Below are 23,748 nucleotides of genomic sequence, written 5' to 3' on the forward strand. Positions count from 1 at the left end.
ACAATAGACACCCTCCGCAGGAACGGCTTTGCAGGCGAGTGCCACGACATCGCCCCTAATATACTTATCCCTGCCCTCCTCACAGACAGCCGTGCCGAGACACTGATGAAAGCAGGACGTACCGAGCATCTGCGTTACTTCCTCAGCCGAGCAAGGCGAATAGATGCGTATTGGCAAGCCTACAAAATCACCCTTCGCAGGGGCTACGACATCACAGACATTGCCCTTTGGTGCGACTATGTGGATATGCTTGGGAGGTTAGGCAAGGACACGCACAACGCCCACTTCGTTTGCCCCGAGGACTTGCAAGTAGCCCACGACACGGCACAGCGAAAAATGCAGGCACAGCGAGACAAGGAAGCCGAAGCACACAGAAGACAACGAGCCATAGAGAACGAGGAACGTTTTCAAGCACTCAAAGCCCCATTCTTTGGCATCGCCTTTACAGACGGCACGATTGAGGTGCGTATGTTGGAAAGTGTAGCAGAGTATATGGAAGAGGGCAAAGCCTTACACCATTGTGTATTTACCAACGAGTACTACCTCAAAGAGCAGAGTCTTATTCTATCGGCTCGCATTGACGGCAAGCGGATAGAGACTATTGAAGTATCGCTTGAAACGATGAAGGTCATTCAGTGCCGTGGTTTGCAGAATAAGAACACCGAGTACCACGACCGCATCATCGACTTGGTTAATGCCAACCAACAAGTGTTTAGAGATAGAATGAAAGCAACAGCCTAAATAAGAATACAATATGAGCAGTTTGACATTTGACATCGCTCCACGATGGAGAGCCAAAGCCGACGAAGGCTATTGGTATATATCCCGAGATATGCAAGTTGTGCGAGCGTGGGATAGAGGAAAAGAAGGACTTCCTTTTAAGACTATTGATGAGTTGAGAAACGAGAGTGGCAACTATTTCTCAGACAAGGAAGAAGCCGAGCGTTACGCATCCATCTTTCGTGACACCCTAATACAAAACAGATGTTTACAGAGAGCAGGGAGCAAAGGCTTGTACTACTTTGTAGACACGAGCATCCCACGCAGTGTAGACACCTATGAGTGGGCAGACCCTACCCGAGAAGATGTCCCTGGTATTAGTTTGTATGCGTGTGGGAACTACTTTCTCACCGAAGAAGAAGCCCGAAACTTTTGCCACTTGTTTGTGGCAACCTTACAGAGCCGAGACAAGGACTCCCAATAACGGAGCACGGATAAATAAAAAAGCCACGCAGAGAAAAATCTTTGCGTGGCTTCTTTTCTTTGTCTTTGAGGCGAGCAGGCGACCAAAAGAAAAGAAGCAAAAGAAAGTCGCTCTCAGCCCAAGAGCTGAAACCATAAAAACGCAGGCATCTATTCTCTCGAACCGATGCCTGCACACCACTTAAACCACAATGAAGCAATTTTATGCTTATTCTATCCTCCTCCAGTAGTCCTCATTTGAGACGACTTCGAGGAGGATTTTTCTGTCTTGGCTACGCGTGTCTATACTCGTGTCCTTCGGTGCGAGGGCAATCCGCTTGCCTACTCCTCGGCACTTGATACGCTCCTCGGCTATTCCTCGAGCGACCAAGGCTGAGGCAAGCGCTTGAGCGCGAGCAAGAGATAACTGCTCGTTAAAGCTCTTCGCCCCTACAATATCAGTACAGCCTGTGATGAGAAAGCGTTTGCTGATGTCTTGACGCATCCACTGGGCAAGTCGCTCCACAAGTGGCATAGAGGCTTCGCTCAGCTCACTGCTCCCGAAATCAAAATAAATCCCCTCAAGCACCTCGCTGATGTAGATGGGAACCTGCTTCTCTATGAGAATAGGCTTCTCAATAATCTGCTCTAAGTAGCGGTCGATATACTGAATCTTGGCTTGGGGCATCTTACTTCGTCCACCTATGCGATAGCTTAGCCCCAAGCCAGCCGACCAAGCTCCACGATGAGGGTCTGTGGCGAGAGCTGTATAGCTTGCATCAAGTTTCATGCCCCAGCGGTCATTGAGCCAGAGCCTTGCTCCTATAGTGGCACTTAGGGGCAAGCTGTGCCTCTTCTGCCACAACTCTTGTGCTTCAGCCTGCCATACGATGGGCTTACCCTCAACAGAGCCTTGTCCGAAAGAATTCTTGGATACCCCATTGTAGAAGTAGCTAATCCCTAAGCCGATGTAAGGGTCGATGTAGGCAGAGCGAGCAAAATAAGCTCCAAAGCGATGCTCTACTTGTAAGTCTATAAGGGCAATAATGCCCTTATCTTTGAAAAGGCTTTGCCCGAGCTGTACACCCCAATGAGGCGATAGCTCTTGAGTGACAGAAGCATTCAGCCCTAAGAGCAGCTCTTGCTTCTCAAGAGCTAACTGATAACCAAGAGAACTGTGCTTTGCCGAGAGCAGACTAAGCCGTGGATAGGCGATGGTCTTAGCCCCAAAGCTGATTTCTATGGCTTTACTCGTTTGGGCAAAGCCCGAGCCAGCCCCAAGGAATAGGGCAAGGCTCATAAGGACTACTTTATTCTTCATAGGTAACAGTGATAGGTTTTAGGTTAGGATACTGCTTGCTGTCAAAGGTTACGAGGAAATCTCGCCCATTAGGGGCATACTTGAGCGTTCCGCCCGTGCGGTCTGGTAGCCACGACACATTATGTGCCTGCCCTGAAGTGGATGACCAATCAAAGTCAATGTGTACATACGAACCGATGTAAGGGAGTACAGCTTTATAGCTCAAGTCCGAGAAGCTCGGATGTTTAGGTGAGCTGAGCACATCGTGCGATACACCTCCTGCATTGTAGCGAAAACGCACGTAGACCTTGTAGCGAGCGACTTCTTCGGAGGTTAGTGGCGTAAAGAGAATACGCTGACCCGTAGTGAAACGAGAGAAAGTGCGGTTGTACACCGAGTAGAGGTTGCTGAAGTCAATATCGCTGTTGTCTAACTCTCCCGAGACGCTCTCAAAGTAGGTAACGCCTCCTTCGGTCTGTCGCTTCGTCTTGAGATGGATGCTCTTTAGGCGAGGAGCGTACTGAATAGGGGGCACCTCTATGATGAGGGCTTCACGTATGAGCCCTGGGAAGCTACCAAAGTTGAAGTCGCAGAGATAGTAGCGTTTCTTGCCGTCCCAAAAGCTCTTAGCATTGGTAGGAGCACGCTTACTTCTAATCGCAGGACGACTGGGGACAACATAGTTTTGATGATAATCCATACCCCAAAGCTCCTTAACCTTTTCTCCCTTGTCGTTCAGCACAAAGGAATGTGGATTATTGGGGTCAGAGATGCGATAGGCGTGGACTTTTGTCTCTGCCTTCTGAAAATATAGAGGCATGGACTGCCAAGGCTTGCTGGGAGCACGCTTCACCCTAAGGCTAAAGCTTCCTTGCATCACATCAGCATAGAGGAACATCATGCTGTTATTGACCTCAAATTCGTAGAGGAACTTATTGGGGACATAGGTATTGTTGGCTGAGCGTGCCGTCTTGCCCTTGTAGCTGACACTCTCGGCTCGTCCGAAGGAGATTTCATCGGCAAAGGGTAGGTCTGCCATCGGAATAACAAATTCGCCATTCTCGTCAGCGGTAAAAGTCTTCTCGGCATCTATACCTGGTAAGCCTTTGACCACGGCATGAGGAGCAAGCTCTCCGTCCTCCCAATAGACCTTGTAGCGAACGCCCTCAGGCAAGATGTATTCGCTCTGCGACTGAATAGAGTACTGGGCAATGACATTCGGTTTGCCAATAACAACGACTACCGTATCGCCTGCTGTCCCAGGGGGCGAGGGACGACCGTCTGAGCCTGTGCGTCCGTCCTTGCCGTTGATGCCATTCTTGCCGTCCTTACCATCTCGTCCAGAGAGGTAACGGAAGAAGTCGTCAAGGCTATTGTCTTGCAATGACCACACCTCGCCCGTCTTGGGATCTCGCATAGGCTTGTCCGTCTTGTAACGACGCTGAAGTTCGTCTCGCCATAGCTCATAGGCTGATTTGCCGTTCTCTCCATCAGAGCCATTGTTGCCAGCTCGTCCATCTATCCCATCACGACCATTGATGCCGTCACGACCAGCAAGGAAGTACCAAAAGTCGGCTTCGCTGTCGCTGTCTCGCTCCCAGACTTCGCCCGTCTTGGGGTCAATGAGTGAACCTGAATGCACGAGGTCTTGCCACTGCTCAAAGGCGGAGCGCCCATTCTTGCCATCCTTACCATCACGCCCCTTGAGGTAGCGAAAGAAGTCACTGAGTGTCATGCCACTCGTCCAAGGAATCTTCCCCGAGAGGACTTCTCCTTTCCAAATATCGTAGGCTGATGCCCCTGCTATCCCCTGCTTGCCTTGAGGTCCTTCGGGTAGACTAAGGTCAAAGCGAGAGCAAGCCCCAAGGGAGAGCGTAGCACAGGCTATAAGTAAGAGATTTCTAAGTGTTTGTTTCATAGTTTTTAGTGTTGATTATCCTTTTCTTCGTCCTCTGCCTTCTTATTATTGAAGGCAAAGGTCAGTTGTTGCACTTTGCCGAAGTTGTCTTCGATATACACATCTATCGTCTGGCGGTCTGCCGACTGAGAGGTGTAGTACAAGCGAAACTCCTCCCTCGTCAAGGGATAGCGGTCGTTGGGATTAAAGACCAAGCCATCGTCCATTTTCAAAATGCCCTTGCCCTCGGGTTGGAAGTAGCGAAGGGTGTATCGAGTGTCTGCAAAGTTGCCCCCTCGTCTGAGTGAACAACGGATTTCGGCTGTTTCGCCCTTTTTGATGTCCTTTTGAACGGGCATCGTTTGCAAAGCGAAGTCGTAAGACTGCTGCACATCCAACTCCCGATTACAAGCAGGTAAACAAAACCCCGCAAAGGTGAGTACCCCCACGACCCACAGCGTATTAAAGATTTTCTTTTTCATTATTCTCTTATTGCTTAAAGATTAAATTTAATGCCTGCTGATATAGCAGGACGAAAACGATGTACATCCGAGCCGAGGAACAGCCGCCCTTGAGCCTTGAGGACGAGGAGCAGCCTATCCGAGAGGAAGCACTCTACAGAACTATGCACCGCCCCGCCATAGACGAAGCGAGAGCGGTCAAGCAGGGTTGCCCCATCGGGCAGCAAAGACTTCTCTTCACCCAGTTCCTCATAGCCTCCGAGGGCAGAGATACCGAGGTAAGTAAAGACGTTCTTACCCCTATCGGAGAGGATAGGTTGCATATAGCCTACTTGCAGGAGCATATCACGCATCGGCACTTGATAAGTGCGATACGGCAGGCTCTGTTCCTCATATTCTGCCGAGAGGAAGGCATAATTCTCTCGCTTGAGGTATTTCGTGAGGGAAACACCTACCCCAAACTGTCCCTTCATAAAGAGTTTCTCGCCCTTAATCACTGGCACAGATGCTACTACCTCAATCCCCTTTTGTTTCGGGATAAGTCGCTGTGCGTGCGATGGCAAGGCAAAAGCCATTACCACCGCTACACAGGCTGATAAGAATAGGTTCTTCTTCATAGGGCTTACCATTTGAGTTGGAGCTTATCAATTTTTCGGGCAAGTAGTAGGTCTTCCTGCTCCAAATAGAAAGAGAGCGTGCGACCGCCGTTTCGCTCATAGAGCGTTACCTCAAGCTGTTTGTCCTCCGAAAGGGCTAATTGCTCGAGGGCAAAGACTGTTCGCTCGCTGTCCTCGGCACGCACCTGCATAATCTGATGATAGGCTCTAAGAGGTTGGAGTACTCGCTCTTGTATGGCGGTACGCTTAGCGACCTTCTTATCCACGACCTTAAAGGCGATGAAGTCCACCGAGTACGGCATATTGGTTTCGTTGTCGATGCGGGTATGCAGGTACAGAAGCCCATTGTGAGCATACAAGCCACGAAGTAGGAACTTGATGCCGAACTGTTGTACCCCGATATGCTTAATCGTCCGCTTGTTGTTTTGATGAATGGTTTTCATCATCAGCTTGACGAGGATGGGCGACTCGTTGCCGAGTTCCTTAAAGTAGATATCGGCACGATTGCTGGGTAGTCGCCCCTCTGTGCTCGACAAGAAGTCCTTCATCTCGATGCTGAGCTTCTCGGGTTCGTCGGCATACTTCACATTGAACGCATAGTATGAGCCGTCCTCACAGATGACGCTCATATTGGTTTCGGTTTCAAAGTCACGCACGGCAGCCTTGACACGCAAGACGTTCTCGGCATCTTCTGCCTTGCCTGCGATGAGGTTGTTGCTCCCGAGGTCTACATAGCGAATAGGTGCAGGGAAGATAAGGTGCGAGGTCTTCTCGAAAGTAACCTCAAGCCCATAAGGTAAAACGACACGCCCCGAGGGGATCGCTTTGGTCATTCCTTGATAGAGGTCGCCCGAGTTGAGAGGGCGATACCCTTCATTGTTTTGGGCAAATGTTGTTGTGATGCCTGCTACAAGCATAAGGGCAGATAAAATCATTCTTTTCATTGTCTATTCGTTTAATTTATTGATTAAGAGTTTTGTCCTTACTTGGTTTGTACTAAGAATAGGCGGTATCCTCCTTTGAGGGTAACCTTAATCATGCGGAGCTTCTTTTGCAGGAGCTGGCTTGCTCCCTGCATCACACCACGAGCTGCCTCGGAGATGATTTGGTCTTTGGCAGACGAAGCGAAGGTGAAGGACGTCCCCATTGAGCCACCGATGTTCGCTCCCATCTCTTTGAGGGCGGACACATTCTCAGAGCCAGGGATGTAGATGCCCTCTTGTCCGTCGGTATCGTAGGCAGAGAGCTTGACGGGGGTAATCTGTCCACCTACCTCGATGCTTTTAATGAGCAGTTGCATACGGTTGCCCTCAATCTTCGCTTGGGCGATGAGTTTACCCCCTCGAGGGATACGCAACTCCTTGATGCGTGCCGTTTCGAGTAGACGAAGAGCGACATACTCGCCCTCTTGCAGAGTCGTTGTGCGGTCGACGACCACACGCAGGGTGTTACGCTGCACTGCATTCTTCTGAGAAGCTAAGGAGTGAAAGCCAAGGTGTCGCTCCTTCGTCCCGTACTCTTGTATAAAGGCGGAATCGCTCATAGGCTGATTAAGGCTGGACACGATAGACTTCTGTTCGGTGAGGGCTTCGAGCATCGGCTCGCCTACTGTTGCCACATTGCTTTTGCCCTGTGGTTCTGCAATGGGTCGCTCAGTCGCTTCGGCAAAGGCATTGGCAGGCAGGTTCGTTCCCTTGGGCAGGTACTTCGATGCCATCTGATAGCTACGCTCCATCAGGCGAAGCTGTTTCTCCTCTTCGTCCTCGGCTTCGCTGTCCTTTTTGCGGAGTTCCTCTCTGAGGTCGTCTATCTCGGCTCTGAGGGCTTCTCGCTCCTCTTCGTGTGGGTCAGGAGCATAGAAGGAGCTGAGCAGGCGGTTGTTCTCTTCGTATCGCTGGAGCGAGCCTTCAATCTTCGCTGTCGAAGCCTGCTGTGCTTGCTGCACTTCGGGCGTAGGCGTGGCATCGGCAAAGTAGTCCGATAGTCGCCCCATCTCGGCTTGTGCCTGCTCCTCAGAGGCTGACTTATCCCCGAGTTCGTAGGCTTTGAGCTTGTTGTCGGTCAGTTGCTCGACCGTGGCTTGGGGTATGTCCTTATTGAGTCCCTGCTGCTCCTCTGCCTTATCCTTGTCTGAGGGGGCAAAGATGAACCAGATAGACAGGGCACAGAGTAAGCCCAGCCCACTAAAGACCAAGCCCTTCTTGAGTTGTTCTTTCTGTTTATTATCCATAGGTCTTTATCATTTGATGAGTGATGGTACTTAATCGCTCTCCGATGCTATCCACCCCAAAGGAGTGGATAGAGGAGTCGATGTATTGATTTTTGGGTATCGGTAGCCGTGGCTCTTCCGCTTTGGGGAGGAAGAACTGGGCTATCATCAAGAGCGAACAAAGGAGGTAGGCGGCACTGATGCCGTAGACCAACCGCTTGCGTGCCTTGGGGCTAAGCCTATCGCATCGCTCTCGCAACCAGTAGTGCAGTCGCAGATAATGGCGGTAGAAGGAGTGTTTCGCTGACATAGGCTTAGCGTTTATAGGTTTGCAGGTCTCGGTTTTCTCGCACGAGAAAGTGCTCCATCAGAAAGCCCTGTGGGTTGTTGTCCGAACGGACAGAGTTCTGAAGTGTGCAACTCGTCACAAGGCTTCGCTCCGTGACATTACTCTGTCGCAGGATAAACTGCCGTGCGTAGGTCGTGACCTCATAGGGATAGCTATCGAAGTTGCAGTGAATCGAGTCAATCTCGATGCGCTGATTGACATTACCCGAAATGGCTCGGTTGTAATAGCCCTTCTCAGCCAAGTCCTTGTAGTAGTTGAATGCCGACTTGTCGCAGAGCAGAAAGGCTCGCTCCATATTCCCCTCAATGGCTTCCTTGTCGGGAGCGATGGTGAAGAAAAGCTCGTGAAAGCGTCGGACGTGTTCCCTCGCCTCGACAGGGCGGTTGCGAGAGGCATCTTGGCTCAAGGCGAGCATCAAACTCTTGCCCTCATCGAGGACATAGATCTTCTCTCTCTGCTCCTGAGCAAAGTCGAACGAAGCATAGAGGGCATAGCCACAAACGCCTGCACAGAGCAAGGCAAAGACCATCGTGTAAAGACGGATCTGCCTAAAGGCGGTTTCGATATTCTTTAATGACTTAAATTCCATAGTTGCTGTTTTCTTGTTTTAGTTCTACTTCCCTTTGATGAGTGCTCCCTTGATGCGACCACCGAGATTGCCGAGAACTGCACCTGCACCTGCAGCAGTTGCCTTACCGCCTGAGTACAGACTTTTACCCCCTCCTTGCACACCACGCTGAGCAAGCTGATTGACATTGCGTCCGTAAGAGCCAATGCCGCCACCTGCTTCGATAATCCAGCCTGCGACCGTAGGCACACAGAAGTAACCGACAATACCGATGAGGAAGAAGACGATGTAATACCACGAGCCTGCATCGGGTATGTAGCTGGGGTCGCTCAGCTCGGCAATGTCCTTTTGTATCATCAAGACTTGAATCTTCGTGAGTAGTGCCGTCAAGATAGAACTCACAGGTAGCCACAGATACACCGAGATATATCGGCTAAACCATGCCGTGAGCGAACCCGACAGACCGTCCCATACAGCGATACCGAAGACCACAGGACCGAGGATAGAGAGGACGATCAAGATGAAGGTGCGGAGCGTGTCAATAATCAAGCCTGCTGCATGGAAGAGCAGCTCCATCAAATCGTTGAAGAGCTTCATAAACCACTGCTTGGTCTGATAGGCGGCTCGTTCGGCATACATACCTGCAATGGTTACCGCATCCTCGGGACCGATAATGCCCATCTCCTCAATCTTGGCATCAAACTTTTCGTTTGACACCAAATAAGCCGTTTCGGGATTTTTGAGATAGGCTTCCTCTTTGAGTTTGTCTCGCTTGGCGGTAAGGTCTGCGAGTTGCCCCTCCTGCTTATGCACCATCGCCTCTGTGCCTTGCACCACGGGTGAGAGCACGGCATTCATCGTGCCGAGTACCACCGTGGGAAAAAACATAATGCAGAAGCCGAGAACAAAAGGACGCAGGAGCGGATAAACATCTATCGCTTCGGCTCGAGCGAGTGATGACCAAACTCTTAGGGCGATGTAAAACAAGGCTCCCAGACCTGCGATACCCTTAGCGATGCCCGTCATCTCGGCTGCCAAGGGGAGCATCTCGTCATAGGTGGAGCGGAGCAGTTCGTGTAAAGATGAAAAATCCATAACGCTGCTCTCCTTACCAATAACGGCTACTGTCGTTGCCGTACAAACTCTTTACTGCGGCGAGGTCGCCCTTCTCTCTGGCACGCACATAGCTCACCGAGATGTTCTTCTGTGTATAGTAGGACACCAAGGAGCGATATTCACGCAGTGTTGTGTAGATGCGGTCAATCATCTGCATACGCTCGCTGTCGTTCATCGAAAAGACATTGCTCTTGGCAACGGACTTCAGTTCTCTCAAACTCTCGCCACTCTGCTCAAGGAGCTTCGTATAGCCCGAGGCAATGGCTGCCAGCTCTGAGGGGCGGAAGTTCTTATCACGAAGCATTCGCTTGTAGGAGTTCACATAGATGTCGGAGATGTCGCCTACCATCAGGATACACTCCTTCACTTTGTAGGCATCGCCAATCAGGTTATTGACCTTCTTGAGGGCATCGTAGTATTTCTTGGTATCGTTGTAGAGCTTTTCGACTTCCTTGAAGCCGTCTAAGGTATTCTTCACCGTCTTGCCTGCTGTGGCAATCTCTTTGACCGTGTTGGCGATGTTACCCGCAAAGTTGGTCGGGTCGGTCACCACCCACTGAGCGTGGGCTTGTGTGGCAAATAGGCTCAAGCCAAGCAGAGCCGTAAACATATACTTTTTCATTGTTGCTATGGTTTATAGGTTTTCTATTGTTGCTTCTTTATCGCTTATCCTCTCGTTTCTGCTGTGCTAACAGGCGAATAGCCGTTTCGATGTCGCCACCGAGAGTTTCAGCCAAGCGTAGCACTTCTACCTTCTCTGTTTCCTCGGTCGTGTAAGCGAGATATTCCTCGAGCGACACCTCTGTAGCATAGACGGCAGATTGCATACCGCCCAAGCCTATCCATACCTCTTTGTAGAGGCGGTTCGGGTCGTTGCTCTGGTTGATAGAGAGGATTTGGCTCTTCTCCTTTTCGGACAAGCCCAGCATCGCCTGTATGCCGTCGAACTTGGTCATGTACTTGCGTTGGTCGAGCAGAATCTTGCAGTCGGAGTTGTTGATGATACTCTCCTTAACGATGGGCGACTGAATGATGTCGTCTACCTCTTGCGTCACGACAATCGCCTCGCCAAAGAACTTTCTCACGGTCTTATACAAATACTTGATATAGTCCGCCATATTCGCCGAAGCAATCGCCTTCCACGCTTCCTCAATGAGGATCATCTTGCGAGTGCCTTTCAATCGACGCATCTTGTTGATGAAGGCTTCCATAATGATGATAGTCACCACAGGGAAGAGGTCTTTGTTGTCCTTGACCGCATCAATCTCAAAGACGATGAAACGCTTGCTCAGCAGGTCAATGTTCTTGTCCGAATTGAGCAAGAAATCATAGCGACCACCCTTATAGTACTGCTTCAGCGTTGTTAGCAGGTTGTTGATATTGAAGTCCGAGAGCGTTACTTGGATTTCTCGCTGCTTCATATCCTCTCGATACACATCACGCAGATACTCGTAGAAGGTATTGAAGCAAGGGGTAATGGTGTGGTCGGCTCTAATCAGCTCGATATAGGCATTGACAGCAGAACCCAATTCGCCTGCCTCGGTCTTGGTAATCCGCTCTTCGGCTGACTTCCACAGGGTGAGCAGCAGCGTGTAGATGCTCTCTCGCTTTTCGACATCAAAGACATAGTCATCCGTGTAGAAGGGGTTGAAAGAGATGGGGCTGTCGTCCGTATAGGTGAAGTATACCCCGTCCTCGCCCTTGGTCTTTCCGTGAATGAGCTCGCACAAGCCTTGATAAGAGTTACCCGTATCGACCAAGAGGACATGTGCCCCCTGTTCGTAGTACTGACGAACCATGTGGTTCGTGAAAAAGCTCTTACCACTGCCCGAGGGGCCGAGGATAAACTTATTGCGGTTCGTGATGATGCCCTTTTTCATCGGCAGGTCGGAGATATCCAAGTGTATGGGCTTACCCGAGAGTCGGTCTGCCATCTTGATGCCAAAGGGAGAGAGCGAGTCCTTGTAGTTCGTCTCAGCCGTGAAGAAGCAGAGGGCTGGCTCGATGAAGGTGTAGAAGCTCTCTTCGCTCGGGAAGTCGGCTGCATTGCCTGGGATACCTGCCCAGTAGAGCGTGGCCACATCTATCGTGTTGTGACGGGGCTTGCATTCCATCAGCGCCAAGGCACTGCCCACATCGTTCTTGATTTGGCGGAGTTCTTCGTTGTCGCTACTCCACGCCAACACATTGAAGTGGGCACGAATAGAGGTCAAGCCCTGTGAGTGGGCAACATTGAGGTACTCTTGTATCCACTCCTCGTTAATCTGATTGCTACGGCTGTAGCGTGCCAAGGAGTGCATATTCCTCGCTTGCTTCTCAAAGCGTTGTAAGTTGGCTTCGCTATCCTCAATGAAGAGGTATTGGTTGTAGATGTGGTTGCACGAAAGCATCAGCCCCACAGGCGAGGCAAAGGACAGACGGCAGTCGCTGCGGTCGGTCGAGAGCCTTTCATATCGGCTATCGGTGCTGACACTTGTAGGCTAATCGTCTGTATCGCTCAGCGTATGCAGGCAGAGCTTATTGTCGCCCACACGCACGAGGTCTGCCCCCAATCGGATGTCCTCGAGGCTGGCGTGTCCTTCCTCCGAGAGGGAAAAGTAGCGGTCTAAGACTCCTGGTTGATTGTTTGTGCCGACGAGCTCGTCTTCGGTCATCCGCTCCAAGCGAATAAGCATCGTATCGTTGATGATACGCTCAAACTGGTCTACCGCCTCCATAAACTTGATAACGGCTTCTTTGTCCTCTATCTCCTTCGGCACAAGATGCCCACGACAGAGGGCAGAGAAATTGCTCTGCTGTGCCATACGCTTCTTGTTGCTCTTGGTGAGGAAAAGGTAGACCGAGTGATGCAGGTAGGGTCGCTCATTGAAGTGTCGCTCCGAGGAGCGTGCAAGAAAGCTCAGCCCACTCTCAGCGAGTTTGCCTTGGTATGCCTCCGTGATGAACCAATCCTGCTTATGCACGATGCTGTAATTAGGCAGCACCTTAATCGCCTTGTGCCAAGCCGAGTGCATCGCCTCGTATTCGGCAGAGGTCACGGTAAAGAGCTCGGACAGTTCTACCCGAAAAGCCACCGTGATGTCGGCTTCCTTGCTGACGATGCACCCCTGCTCAATAGCGAGCAGGGGGAACTTCGCCTCCAAAGAACTGATTTTGCTGGTATTTCTCATCTTATCTTGTTGTTATATGATTAGGATGCAATGCTTGTATAGTGCGGTAATAGCTAGGCACTGAGACCGAGGGCAAGGGAGCGTACGTGGGGTACGTGACCGAAGTCCGAGTGTCGAAGTAACGACGCTAGTGCCGTGCTATACGAGTATTTCTAAAGAGGTGTAGGACGCTACGGCGGTTCGACAGATACCGTGGATGCGTGCGTACCGCCCCGAGCTTCATCAGTCCGTGCTCTCCATACTTGCGGTTCATAGCGAACGTTTGCCACACAACTACGGTAGCACCCAATACGCCTATGCCGAGGCACACGAGCTGACTAATGCCCAAGAGATACAGCACGACCACGACAATGAAAGTCCCCAGCAAACCTCCTGCAAAGAGGAAGAGGTACTGCGCTTTCAAGCCTTTGAACTCTACCGTGCGTCCTACACCTTTATTGATTTCCCAAGATGCCATCGCTTTTAGAGGAAGAAGCTTCTAAGAATAGTAGCTGCGACAATCAAGAAGATACAAGCCCCAAACCAAGAGGCGGCGGTCTTACTCGTATCGGGATCGCCCGAGCTAAACTTGTTGTAGACCTTAATGCCACCAATCAAGCCGACCACGGCTCCGATGGCATAGATGAGTTTCGTACCAGGGTCGAAGTAGCTCGTCACCATCTTCGTGGCTTCGTTGATACCTGCCATGCCATTGCCTTGAGCATAAGCTCCTGCGGTGGCAGCGACCAAGAGGAGCATCATCAGTGCGATTTTCTTTGTGTTCATGAATACTAAGTTTATAAGTGAATACTTGTTTGCGTTAGGGAGCGTGTGGGTGAGGGACACGACTGAGGCTCGTGTGTTCTTCATAGTCATTGGTGTGTAGCCTATGCGTGTCACCCCACCCAGTACTCCGCTTGTGTTTTACAGGTAGTAGTCTAAGGGATGTGTGTCGTTTGTGTTTATCGTCTGTGTACGCTCATCGCCTAACTCTTCTGCTTGTCTTTGCTTCTCCTCTGCTTTCCGCACGAAGGCTAAGAGTTTGCTATGCTTCCCTTCCTCTGCTTTGAGGTTCTCTAAATACTTTTCCATCAGGTCTGTACCTTGCACCTTACTGAGGGTGTCTTGTACCTCGGTTTCGTCTTCCTCGTCTAACTCCTCATCGTTCTTTGACCAGCGTCCCATACGTACCAGGTCACGAGCAAGGATAGCCGAAGGCGATACCTCAGGCATCGGGTCTCGAGTGAGGAGCATCTCCTCTTTGGCGACCTCGTCCTCATCGACTTCATCGGTCGTAAAGGCGACTTGCATCTCGTTCTCCTCCTTGCTAATGCTGGGCTCATCAGAGGGGGCTTCCTCTGTCGTATCGCTCACTTCGCCTCCCTCCTGCGCTTTGGGCGGTGCAAAGGTATTGGCTTGCGTTGCGCTGACCTCGGTTTTTGGAATGGCAGGAAGTTTCGGGAAATCCTCAGAACTCAACCCCTTGCTCTTGCCCACCAAAGTATGGGCTTCTTCGGGCTTTTGCTTCGTTTCCTCCGCTGTCGGAATTTTGTCGCCATTGGTTTTCGCTGCTTTACGATCTTCTCTGCGAGAGAACTGAATGTAATAGTAGGTGTAGCGAATAAGCAGGAGCAGCCAGATAATCCCCAGACACAAAAGGACATTGAGTAGTATCGTTTGCATCATATCGTTATGGTTTGGGTTCTTCGTTTAGCATCAGCCGCTGCATTCAGAAGTTCTCTGTGCTCTGATAGATGCTGACGAAGGATGTTCTCGATATAAGCAGCCATAGTCACGCGCTCGTCAAGGTCGTGTAAAACATTTCGCAGTATCTCCAAGGTCTCGACATTCATCGTAAAAGCAGTCTTTCGTGCAAAACGAACAGGTAAAAGAAAGCGGATTTTATAGTCATCTGCATTCACAACTGGCTCAGATTGGGTGTGAACATCGTTGTTATGTTCTGAGGTTGTAATTCTCTTCGCTTCAGGAAAGACACTTGGGACTTGCTCTTCGGGATAAGATGCAACGCTATACCAAGCACGAATGGTGAGGTAAATCATCAGGCAAAGCATCGTTAGGATGCTTACAGCAAGAAATGCTTGAAAAAGTATTGTGTTCATTATAAATTGATTGTTGGATTACGTTTATGTTGAGCTGCGACCTTATTGAGCATTGCTTGATGCTCCTTAAGATGTTCCAAGATGATATTCTCGATATAGGATGTCAGTGTTGCCCGAGAGCGAACATCATTCAGCACATCTCGCAAGGTCTGAAGCACCTCCCAGTGAATGGTAAAGCCCACCTTGCCTCGAGCATCTCGTGAAGGAACAAAGAAGCGTGCTTCATACTCCTCAAAAGAAAGTCCGCAGCTGGTGGCATCAGTTTTTCTCTTTGCTGGTTGGGCTGGGGCTTCCTCAGTAGGTATCGGCATATCTCTGTGGACTGATGGTTCAGCCGTAAGTACGTCCTCCTCTTCAGGCGATACCACTTCTATTGCTTCTTCTGTTCCTAACTTGATAGGTTGGTCAAAAAAGGGGGACTCTTCGGCACTACGCTTGCTCACTCCTATATCGCCCATCTCTTGGAGCTTCTTGCTCAGTATCTTCTGTCGTTTCTCTGTAATGGAACTCATTGCTTACTCGGTGCTGATATTGAAACGACGACAGACTTCTTCTACCCACTCATTGACACCTGTACCAGCTCGTAATGAGGTGGCAGGCGGCAGGTAGGAACTACGAAAAACTCCCTTAACACCTCCTTGGGCGAGTTCGCGAGCAAATTTTACCGAGTGATAGATACGTGTATCGAAGATTTTGATCTCTTCCGCCTTGGCATAATCGCTATAGTGGTCGATAACAACCGTGCTTGCACTGCGGTTGATTTTGTTCCAGAGCAATAAGAGGTCTTGAATGCGAGCATCTTCTAAGCTGATACCTAAGTCTCTTACCGTTTGGGCATAGGCGAAACTTGATACTAAGGATTGAGGATCTGCTTCTATGGGGGAGATGATATAATCCATCTCCAAAGAGAGGTTCAATAACTCTGGGGTTCCAGCGTGTCCTGGAAAGTCAAAGATGACGAGTCTAATATCCTCTTCTGTCTGTTTAAGCAATTGTTTGACTTGTATTAGGGCTTCTTCAGGCTTCGTACGGAATATCGGGTAGGCTCTTTTACCGAATTTGGTAAAGAAGGCTTTGAGCTGCTCTGCAATGTCTGGGGACTCATCTATAATGTTACGCTCTCGCTCACGGAGCTTATAAAAAGATTCCTGCGTGCCATCGCAATCGACTACGGTAAGAGGTATCCCTTTTTCATAGTACAGGATAGAAGCGAGTACCTCGGCAAGGCTGCTCTTGCCGACTCCTCCTTTCTGTGAAGCAAAGCCCAAGTATATAGGACTGACTGTCTGCTCTGATTTCATATAAAATGACTGTTTTACGAGGTTACTAACTTTGAGACTTAGTCACAGACGTATGAATCAACCAAGCTGAGATTGTCTGTTGGTCACATAGTCTTGATTGAACCTACTCAGTCGGTATAAATGGAGTGACCAACTATTCAACTTGAGTCTTGTCTCATCTCATTTTGGACTGACCAATAGACTTAGGTCAGTTAGTCTATTTAGACCTTACTCATTGAGTCCGTCTGGACTTAAATCCTCTGCAAAATAAGTAGGTAAATCAGTTAGTTTCAAGGCTCAAGGAAACACAAGGAAATCGCAGGAAAACACAGGTATTTCGCTTATGCTAAGCGTATTACACCAAGGCTGTAACTTTGCAAGCGAAACAAAAACACGGAGCTAACGCCTCGAAGGAGACAGCCCAAAAGGGTGGATGCTTCATCAGCATCATCTCTTGATACTGGCAAGGTGTGTCTTTGTAACACAAACCGCAGTTTGTACCACAAAGACCCTTGCCCCGAAGGGGAAATGAATTACTCCAAAGTCGTAATTAATAGAAGAAGCAACAGATGAATAAGCAGACGGAAAGAGATCGCAAGCGAAAAGAGCTGAATAAGCCTCGCTGGGACAACTGGCATGTACGCTTGCCTGACCCGAAAGACCAGCAACGGGCGATTGACTTGTTCCATAAATCAGGTGCGGAAACGAAGTCCGACTTCGTTCGGGCAAGGATATTGGGGGAGCATTTCAAGGTGATAATGGTAGATAAATCTGCCGTGGAGTACTATCGTAAGCTCTCCGAATTAACTGCCCAGATACATAAGATAGGTGTACTGTATAACCAAGCTGTACGAGCCATCAATAGCTATCATAGCGTGAAGACTGCTCAGATACTGCTTGAGAAACTGGAGCAACTATCAGCTCAGATTATTGCTTTGCAGGAGCAGGCTGTCTCTCTGACCATTGATTACCGCAAGTAATGATTGCCAAGATTTCAGCAACGGAGAACCTCGGGGGTACGCTCGGCTACAACTTCAAGAAGGTAAATAAGAAGGAAGCAATACTTCTGCTGGCACATGGCTTGTACCAAAACAGAGCGGGCGAATATACGATGTCGGAGGTACTTGCAGATATGCAGGCATTGATACCCGAAAAGTGTCGAACAAAGAAAACGGTCTTCCATTGCTCGCTCAATCCCCATCCAGACGAGAAGCTGTCCGATGAAACGCTCTCGCAGATAGCTAAGGAGTACATGGAGGCTCTGGGCTATGGTAAGCAACCCTACATTGTGTTCAAGCACAATGATATCACCCGTGAGCATATACACATCGTATCGCTAAGGGTAGATGGTGATGGTCGAAAGATCAATGACAAGTTTGAAGGCAGACGAAGCAAGAAAATTACGGATGCGCTGGAGAAGAAGTACCATCTAATTCCCAGCACAGAGATTACAGATAAATCGCTACAAGAGCTCTCAAAGGTGGATATGGCAAAAGGAAATATCAAAGAGCAGGTAGCATCTATAGCTCGTTCTGTTCTGAAGCATTATCGCTTCTGTTCGTTGGGAGAACTCAATGCGATTCTTTCCCAATACAATCTTGCCGTAGAAGAGGTCAAGACAGAGTTTCGAGGGAAGAAGTACGATGGACTGGTCTATGTACCGACTGATGATAAAGGCGATAAGGTAAGTACATCCATCCATGCCTCGGAGATTGGTCGTGGTGTGGGCTATACAGCCGTGCAGAATAGGATGCAACAATCTAAGCAAGCTATCAAGCCACTGATACCAGCTGTAAGGGAGAAAGTCCTACAAGTAATGCGTACTTCTCCCCAAACAGAGGAAGCACTGCGACATCGATTGGAGGAGCAAGGTTTGCGAACGGTTATCCGAAAGAATGAGAGCGGGCGCATCTATGGTATTACGTTCATAGACGATGAGAATGGCATTGCTCTCAATGGTTCCCGACTAGGCAAGGGGTACTCGGCCAATACATTTAATGCCTACCTCTCCAACCTGACCTACAATCCATTTATGGATGAGACATTGTATGGTATTTCTTCTTCTCAATTGAAAGAAGCCCCAACTGTTCAACCGTTACAGTCAGATGCGGACGAGGGAGACAGCCTTGTTGATGAACTGGTAGATGACATTGTCGGTGACCTTCCTCTCGGTAGTAGCAATGATGATTGGAAAGAGGCGGCTTGGCAACGGAAACTTCGCAGGCAGAGCAAGGTTCATCTCAGACGAAGGAAGAGGTAAGTCAAGGCAGGGTGTGATAAAGAGGACGGCATCGCACTCTTCACGGAGGAAATCGGAAATAGAGACGGAGAAAAGAAGAAATCTCCACGGAAGGACAGAGTGATAGTTCGGAAGAATGAAGTCAAACTTCCGAGGAAATAGATCTCCCCTCCGTGGAAAATAGAAAATGGTCACGTAGGGATCTACTGTTTTCTCTGTGAAGATACAGTTCGGTGAAAAAGGAAAGCAGCGAAGCCTACGCATTTGACTTTGACGAAATAGTGATTAGACAACGATTAAACAACAGATAACTATGGCACAAGAAGATGATTTGAGAGCATTGGGCAAGATTATGGACTTTATGAGGGGGATCTCTGTACTGTTCCTCCTCATTAACTGCTATTGGTTTTGCTATGAAGCATTCCACACCTGGGGCTTGACGCTCTCGGTACTCAATAAGACTCTGATGAACTTTCAACGGACAGCAGGACTCTTCTCTTCGATCCTTTGGACGAAGCTCTTTTGTGTGCTGTTCCTTGCCCTTTCTTGCTTAGGAACTCGTGGAGTTAAGGAAGAGAAGATTACTTGGGCTAAGATTTGGACGGTTCTGACTATCGGCTTTGTGCTATTCTTCCTCAATTGGTGGCTACTGGCACTTCCGATTGGAGTCGTTGGTGCAGCTTCGCTCTACATCTTCACACTCTCTGTGGGGTATATCTGCCTACTGATGGCTGGAGTATGGATGAGTCGCCTGCTGAAAAACAACCTAATGAACGATGTATTCAATACGGAGAATGAGAGTTTTATGCAGGAGACGAGACTGATGGAGAACGAGTACTCGGTCAATCTGCCGACACGCTTTTACTACAAGAAGAAATGGAACAATGGTTGGATCAATGTGGTCAATCCGTTTCGAGCTTCAATGGTCTTGGGTACGCCTGGCTCGGGCAAGTCTTTCGCTATCGTAAATAACTACATCAAGCAGCAGATTGAGAAAGGCTTTGCGATGTACATCTATGACTACAAGTTCCCCGACCTATCGGAGATTGCCTATAACCATTTACGTACCCATTTGGATGCTTATAAGGTACAACCACAGTTCTTTGTGATTAACTTTGATGACCCTCGTAAGTCGCACCGCTGTAATCCCATCAATCCAGCTTTTATGACGGATATATCAGATGCTTACGAGAGTGCTTACACCATCATGCTCAACCTGAACCGCTCGTGGATTCAGAAGCAGGGTGATTTCTTCGTGGAGTCTCCAATTATCTTGCTTGCAGCTATCATTTGGTTTTTGAAGATATACGAGGAGGGAAAGTATTGCACCTTTCCCCATGCCATAGAATTCTTGAATCGACCGTATGCCCAGATATTCCCGATACTCACTTCCTACGATGAGCTTGCCAACTATCTTTCTCCCTTTATGGATGCGTGGGAGGGAGGGGCGCAGGATCAGTTGCAGGGACAGATTGCCAGTGCCAAGATACCGCTTTCAAGAATGATTTCACCAGCGCTCTATTGGGTAATGACGGGTGATGATTTCTCGCTCGACATCAACAATCCTAATGAGCCGAAAGTTCTTGTTGTGGGCAATAATCCCGACCGCCAGAATATCTATTCGGCAGCCCTCGGACTCTACAATAGTCGCATTGTGAAGCTTATCAATAAGAAGCATCAACTTAAAAGCTCGGTGATTATAGATGAGCTACCTACTATCTACTTTCGTGGTCTCGATAACCTAATAGCCACAGCCCGAAGTAACAAGGTGGCAGTCTGCTTGGGGTTTCAGGACTTCTCTCAGCTTACCCGTGACTATGGGGATAAGGAGAGTAAAGTGATACAGAACACCGTGGGCAATGTTTTTAGCGGGCAAGTTGTAGGTGAAACGGCTAAGACGCTTTCCGAGCGTTTTGGCAAAGTGCTTCAGCAACGGCAGTCCATGACCATCAATCGTAACGACAAGTCCACATCTATATCTACGCAGATGGATAGCTTGATCCCTGCAAGTAAGATTAGTAACCTTACACAAGGTATGTTCGTTGGGGCTGTCTCTGACAATTTCGATGAACGCATCGATCAGAAAATCTTCCACGCTGAGATCGTTGTGGATGTTGCCAAGGTCTCTGCTGAAACGAAAGCTTACCAGCCTATCCCCATCATAGCGGACTTTACAAACGAAAATGGCTCCGACAGTCTGCGTGAGACTATTGAAGCCAATTATCGCCAAGTCAAGCAAGAGGTGCTATCCCTCGTAGACTCTGAGACTGCTCGTATCAAAGCTGACCCAACACTCAGGAACTTACTTAGGGAGTAGTTAAAGGTGTTATCCCCTCAAAAAAATAGGATAAGATAAATTGATCCACCGCTGATAGTTGTGCAGTCTCAATAATTCGATTCATTCATACCTTTAGGAACTCATCAAGAACGTCGTTGATAGAAATATCCACTCGCTCCAAATCAATTACTCGTGAGTTGTGAAGTTTTCGACTTAGCATTCTTGGCAATCCATATTCTTCAAGCTGAAATACTAGTGGAGGAAGAAATAGATTTGATACCTTTGTTATGAATGGAGTTATACCTACATCACAAAGGAGTATACGCTTAGAAATCACATTGATGCTACGTAGTAAAGAAACAAAGTTGAAGCTAACAAGCTTCTCAAATTCAAAATAATCTTCGATGGAGATTTCATCTGAAGTGACCGTTGCAGACACTCTACGACATCGAGAACTACCTCTATTGAAATATTCTAGTTATCAACATTTACTTTTTCATAGATAGTACAGTCCATGTTTTTATAAATACTTCAAAATCAATTTCATTGTTCATATTGTTGCGGTTGTCTTGGTGCCGAAAGATATATCTTAATTCTGGCTTTTGTAAAAGGCAGAATGCCGGAAACGTTAGGAACAAACATTTCCAGCACCAAGCCTTTTTACGATAAAGTTAGATTAAGACTTTTGCCCTATTGTTATTCTGTAGCCGGAAACCAGCTTCGTGTGTTATTGGCAATCCTTACTAACATCAACATCACCGGAACTTCGACTAGTACGCCCACCACCGTAGCTAATGCAGCCCCGGACTGTAAACCAAAAAGAGAAATAGCCACAGCAACTGACAATTCAAAGAAATTACTTGCCCCAATCATTCCGGCAGGTGCGGCAACATCATGGGGTAATTTCCACCATTTCGCCCAACCGTAAGCAACGAAGAATATCAGAACCGTTTGCAACACAAGCGGAACTGCAATCAATAAGATATGCAGGGGATTGTTCAGTATCGTTTCTCCTTGAAAGGAAAACAGGATAATAAGCGTTAATAGCAATCCAGCTACCGTATAATTATCAAATTTCTTAATAAATACGTTATTGAAATAGTCCACTCCTTTGCGACGAATAACCATTATACGGGTAATAACCCCGGCAGCAAGTGGTATCACAACAAATAATACTACGGATAACAGCAGAGTGTCCCACGGGATAGATACGCCACCAACTCCCAGCAGGAAAGCTACAATAGGCGCAAATGCTACTAATATGATTAAATCGTTTACCGCAACCTGTACCAGCGTGTAAGCGGCATCGCCTTTCGTTAAGTAACTCCATACAAATACCATCGCCGTACAAGGTGCAGCCCCCAATAATACCGCCCCGGCTAAATATTCTTCGGCTAACCCGGCAGGTATAAAGGTTTTGAAAACCACATAGAAGAAGATATAAGCTATTCCAAACATGGTAAACGGCTTTATCAGCCAGTTTGTAACGCAAGTCACCATTATCCCTTTCGGACGCTTGCCAACATTCTTAACGCTTTGAAAATCCACTTTTAGCATCATTGGATAAATCATTAACCAAATTAGAATGGCCACGGGTATAGACACATTGGCATACTCGAATTTGCTTAATGTTTGCGGAATTAGTGGAAGCCATTGTCCTACTGCAATTCCTATAATGATACATAAAGTAACCCAGATTGTTAGGTATTTCTCAAACAATCCAATGCCTTGATTTTTTTCCATATGTTATAGTTTTACTTTGAGAGTTTCAGTATGCGTATCGCGCCTCTAATGACGATGAGAAAGACAATGATGCCTATGATCAAATCAGGGGCGTTGCTGTTCAATAGTCCAACCAACAGCCCTGCAACGATGACTCCTATATTGACAATGACATCGTTGGCTGAGAAAATAACACTGGCTTGTATGTGGGCCTCCTTGCTCTTTGTGCGCTGCAACAACCATAGAGAGGCTGTATTGGCGATTAGTGCAATGAACGAGATGACAATCATAACTAAAAAGTCTGGGGGCGTTTCGAGGCCCATAAAGCGTTTGATAACTTCGATGAGCCCCAATACAGCCAGTGAAATTTGAAGGTAGCCACTGAGTTTTGCTACTTTTTGCTGACGGGCTATAGTTGTTCCAACAGCCATCAGACTCATGCCGTAAACCAAAGCATCTGCCAACATATCCAAACTGTCTGCGACCAAGCCCATCGACTGGGAGATGATGCCTGTTGTGGCTTCTATGATGAAACATAGAAAGTTGATGACGAGCACCCAACACAACGCCCGTCTCTGAACTTTGGAGGTGGTTTCAGACTTTGCTTCATCGCAGAGAGAAGATGCTGTTAGCTTGGCACCGAGGTTTAATGTTTCAAGCTGTTCCTGAATCGACTTCACTTCCCCGTGATGGATGACAACTAAGGTTCTTTCCGCCAAGTCGAAATCGAGACGCTCCACTAAGGGGCTATTGCCTAATTTCAGACGGATTAAATTTTCCTCGCATGGGCAATCCATCTTTGGAACATTGAACTTAGAGATATATTGGTGCATTATTCTTGTTCTCCTTGGATATGGTCGATGTAGAACTGATAGAAGCGGGCTTTTATTTCATCCCGTACCCGATGAAATTCACTGTTTATAAACTCCGGCGTTCCGGTTGCTTCTGATGGGTCGTCAAATCCTATATGCAGCCTGTTCCTTACTTCACCCGTAAACATCGGGCAGCTTTCGTTTGCCCCACCGCAGACCGTAATAACATAGTCCCATTCCTGTCCTATATATAGGTTTACACTTTTAGGGGTATGGTGGGTTAAATCTATACCCATTTCATCCATAACCTTTACCGCCATCGGATTAACCTTTTCAGCAGGTTTTGTTCCTGCTGAAAAGACATCCAGTTTATTGTCAAATGATTGCAAAAAGCCATGTGCCATTTGGCTGCGGCAGCTATTTCCTGTACAAAGAATTAAAATCTTCAT

Annotated in this window: 24 protein-coding genes and 1 pseudogene; 5 read left to right on the forward strand and 20 right to left on the reverse strand. The window is 48.2% G+C overall.

What is annotated here, in order from left to right; genetic code table 11:
• Together HQ43_RS04855 and HQ43_RS04860 are read left to right on the forward strand one after the other, a co-directional pair.
• The coding region (locus HQ43_RS04855) for a PcfJ domain-containing protein (RefSeq protein ID WP_036790532.1) at positions 1–741 on the forward strand (741 nt) is incomplete at its 5' end.
• Between the two features lie 13 nt (positions 742–754).
• Positions 755–1,204 (forward strand): hypothetical protein, encoded by a 450-nt coding sequence (locus HQ43_RS04860; protein ID WP_036790536.1) that lies wholly within the window; start codon positions 755–757, stop codon positions 1,202–1,204.
• Between the two features lie 207 nt (positions 1,205–1,411).
• Here the strand turns inward: HQ43_RS04860 and HQ43_RS04865 are convergent, their stop codons facing one another.
• From HQ43_RS04865 to HQ43_RS04945, 17 genes and pseudogenes are all read right to left on the reverse strand, one after another.
• Positions 1,412–2,503 (reverse strand): OmpA family protein, encoded by a 1,092-nt coding sequence (locus HQ43_RS04865; RefSeq protein ID WP_036790539.1) that lies wholly within the window; start codon positions 2,501–2,503, stop codon positions 1,412–1,414.
• Entirely contained in the window at positions 2,493–4,400 is a 1,908-nt protein-coding gene (locus HQ43_RS04870) for a collagen-like domain-containing protein (protein ID WP_036790542.1), read from the reverse strand. The genes HQ43_RS04865 and HQ43_RS04870 overlap by 11 nt, the downstream gene beginning before the upstream one ends.
• 5 nt (positions 4,401–4,405) lie before the next feature.
• Positions 4,406–4,861: a DUF3872 domain-containing protein gene (locus HQ43_RS04875; protein WP_036790545.1), complete on the reverse strand. Its 456-nt coding sequence runs from the start codon at positions 4,859–4,861 to the stop codon at positions 4,406–4,408.
• A gap of 14 nt (positions 4,862–4,875) precedes the next feature.
• Positions 4,876–5,457 carry a conjugal transfer protein TraO gene (locus tag HQ43_RS04880; protein WP_036790725.1) on the reverse strand — a complete coding sequence of 194 codons (582 nt, stop codon included), beginning with the start codon at positions 5,455–5,457 and terminating at the stop codon, positions 4,876–4,878.
• 5 nt (positions 5,458–5,462) lie between these two features.
• On the reverse strand, positions 5,463–6,401 hold the full coding sequence (gene traN / locus HQ43_RS04885; RefSeq protein WP_036790548.1) for a conjugative transposon protein TraN: 939 nt from the start codon (positions 6,399–6,401) through the stop codon (positions 5,463–5,465).
• A 38-nt stretch (positions 6,402–6,439) separates the two neighbouring features.
• Entirely contained in the window at positions 6,440–7,687 is a 1,248-nt protein-coding gene (gene traM / locus HQ43_RS04890; RefSeq protein ID WP_036790551.1) for a conjugative transposon protein TraM, read from the reverse strand.
• The gene (locus HQ43_RS04895; protein WP_052103087.1) at positions 7,680–7,976 is read right to left on the reverse strand and encodes a hypothetical protein; all 297 of its coding nucleotides are present in this window, start codon (positions 7,974–7,976) and stop codon (positions 7,680–7,682) included. Before HQ43_RS04895 ends, traM begins: the two co-directional genes overlap by 8 nt.
• 4 nt (positions 7,977–7,980) lie before the next feature.
• Positions 7,981–8,604 carry a conjugative transposon protein TraK gene (traK, locus tag HQ43_RS04900; RefSeq protein ID WP_036790553.1) on the reverse strand — a complete coding sequence of 208 codons (624 nt, stop codon included), beginning with the start codon at positions 8,602–8,604 and terminating at the stop codon, positions 7,981–7,983.
• Between the two features lie 24 nt (positions 8,605–8,628).
• Entirely contained in the window at positions 8,629–9,678 is a 1,050-nt protein-coding gene (traJ, locus tag HQ43_RS04905) for a conjugative transposon protein TraJ (RefSeq protein WP_036790556.1), read from the reverse strand.
• A 13-nt stretch (positions 9,679–9,691) separates the two neighbouring features.
• Positions 9,692–10,321 (reverse strand): DUF4141 domain-containing protein, encoded by a 630-nt coding sequence (locus HQ43_RS04910; RefSeq protein WP_036790559.1) that lies wholly within the window; start codon positions 10,319–10,321, stop codon positions 9,692–9,694.
• A 37-nt stretch (positions 10,322–10,358) separates the two neighbouring features.
• Positions 10,359–12,869 (reverse strand): annotated as a pseudogene (locus tag HQ43_RS04915) (TraG family conjugative transposon ATPase).
• A gap of 127 nt (positions 12,870–12,996) precedes the next feature.
• Positions 12,997–13,326 (reverse strand): DUF4133 domain-containing protein, encoded by a 330-nt coding sequence (locus HQ43_RS04920; RefSeq protein ID WP_036790562.1) that lies wholly within the window; start codon positions 13,324–13,326, stop codon positions 12,997–12,999.
• 5 nt (positions 13,327–13,331) lie between these two features.
• Positions 13,332–13,634: a DUF4134 domain-containing protein gene (locus tag HQ43_RS04925; RefSeq protein ID WP_036790565.1), complete on the reverse strand. Its 303-nt coding sequence runs from the start codon at positions 13,632–13,634 to the stop codon at positions 13,332–13,334.
• A 138-nt stretch (positions 13,635–13,772) separates the two neighbouring features.
• Entirely contained in the window at positions 13,773–14,534 is a 762-nt protein-coding gene (locus HQ43_RS04930) for a hypothetical protein (protein ID WP_052103088.1), read from the reverse strand.
• A complete protein-coding gene (locus tag HQ43_RS04935) occupies positions 14,531–14,968 on the reverse strand; it encodes a DUF3408 domain-containing protein (protein ID WP_052103089.1) in 438 nt (145 codons plus the stop codon). The genes HQ43_RS04930 and HQ43_RS04935 overlap by 4 nt, the downstream gene beginning before the upstream one ends.
• The gene (locus tag HQ43_RS04940) at positions 14,968–15,480 is read right to left on the reverse strand and encodes a DUF3408 domain-containing protein (RefSeq protein ID WP_036790570.1); all 513 of its coding nucleotides are present in this window, start codon (positions 15,478–15,480) and stop codon (positions 14,968–14,970) included. The genes HQ43_RS04935 and HQ43_RS04940 overlap by 1 nt, the downstream gene beginning before the upstream one ends.
• A 3-nt stretch (positions 15,481–15,483) precedes the next feature.
• On the reverse strand, positions 15,484–16,269 hold the full coding sequence (locus HQ43_RS04945) for a ParA family protein (RefSeq protein WP_036790573.1): 786 nt from the start codon (positions 16,267–16,269) through the stop codon (positions 15,484–15,486).
• A 548-nt stretch (positions 16,270–16,817) separates the two neighbouring features.
• Here HQ43_RS04945 and HQ43_RS04950 point away from each other — a divergent pair.
• The 3 genes from HQ43_RS04950 (at position 16,818) to mobC (ending at position 20,804) form a co-directional block, all read left to right on the forward strand.
• The gene (locus HQ43_RS04950) at positions 16,818–17,228 is read left to right on the forward strand and encodes a plasmid mobilization protein (protein WP_036790576.1); all 411 of its coding nucleotides are present in this window, start codon (positions 16,818–16,820) and stop codon (positions 17,226–17,228) included.
• Complete coding sequence (gene mobB, locus HQ43_RS04955) at positions 17,228–18,508, forward strand: conjugal transfer protein MobB (RefSeq protein WP_036790579.1); 1,281 nt, start codon at positions 17,228–17,230, stop codon at positions 18,506–18,508. Before HQ43_RS04950 ends, mobB begins: the two co-directional genes overlap by 1 nt.
• A gap of 292 nt (positions 18,509–18,800) precedes the next feature.
• A complete protein-coding gene (mobC, locus tag HQ43_RS04960) occupies positions 18,801–20,804 on the forward strand; it encodes a conjugal transfer protein MobC (protein ID WP_036790582.1) in 2,004 nt (667 codons plus the stop codon).
• 657 nt (positions 20,805–21,461) lie between these two features.
• Here the strand turns inward: mobC and arsB are convergent.
• The 3 genes from arsB to HQ43_RS04980 all read right to left on the reverse strand — a co-directional run bounded on the left by arsB (position 21,462) and on the right by HQ43_RS04980 (position 23,748).
• Positions 21,462–22,508 carry an ACR3 family arsenite efflux transporter gene (arsB, locus tag HQ43_RS04970; protein ID WP_036790587.1) on the reverse strand — a complete coding sequence of 349 codons (1,047 nt, stop codon included), beginning with the start codon at positions 22,506–22,508 and terminating at the stop codon, positions 21,462–21,464.
• Positions 22,509–22,519: 11 nt separating this feature from the next.
• Complete coding sequence (locus HQ43_RS04975) at positions 22,520–23,167, reverse strand: cation transporter (RefSeq protein WP_235305946.1); 648 nt, start codon at positions 23,165–23,167, stop codon at positions 22,520–22,522.
• Positions 23,168–23,319: 152 nt separating this feature from the next.
• On the reverse strand, positions 23,320–23,748 hold the full coding sequence (locus HQ43_RS04980; RefSeq protein ID WP_081964544.1) for an arsenate reductase ArsC: 429 nt from the start codon (positions 23,746–23,748) through the stop codon (positions 23,320–23,322).

Origin of the sequence: Porphyromonas canoris (genome assembly GCF_000769115.1) — a bacterium.
Lineage (GTDB): Bacteria > Bacteroidota > Bacteroidia > Bacteroidales > Porphyromonadaceae > Porphyromonas_A > Porphyromonas_A canoris.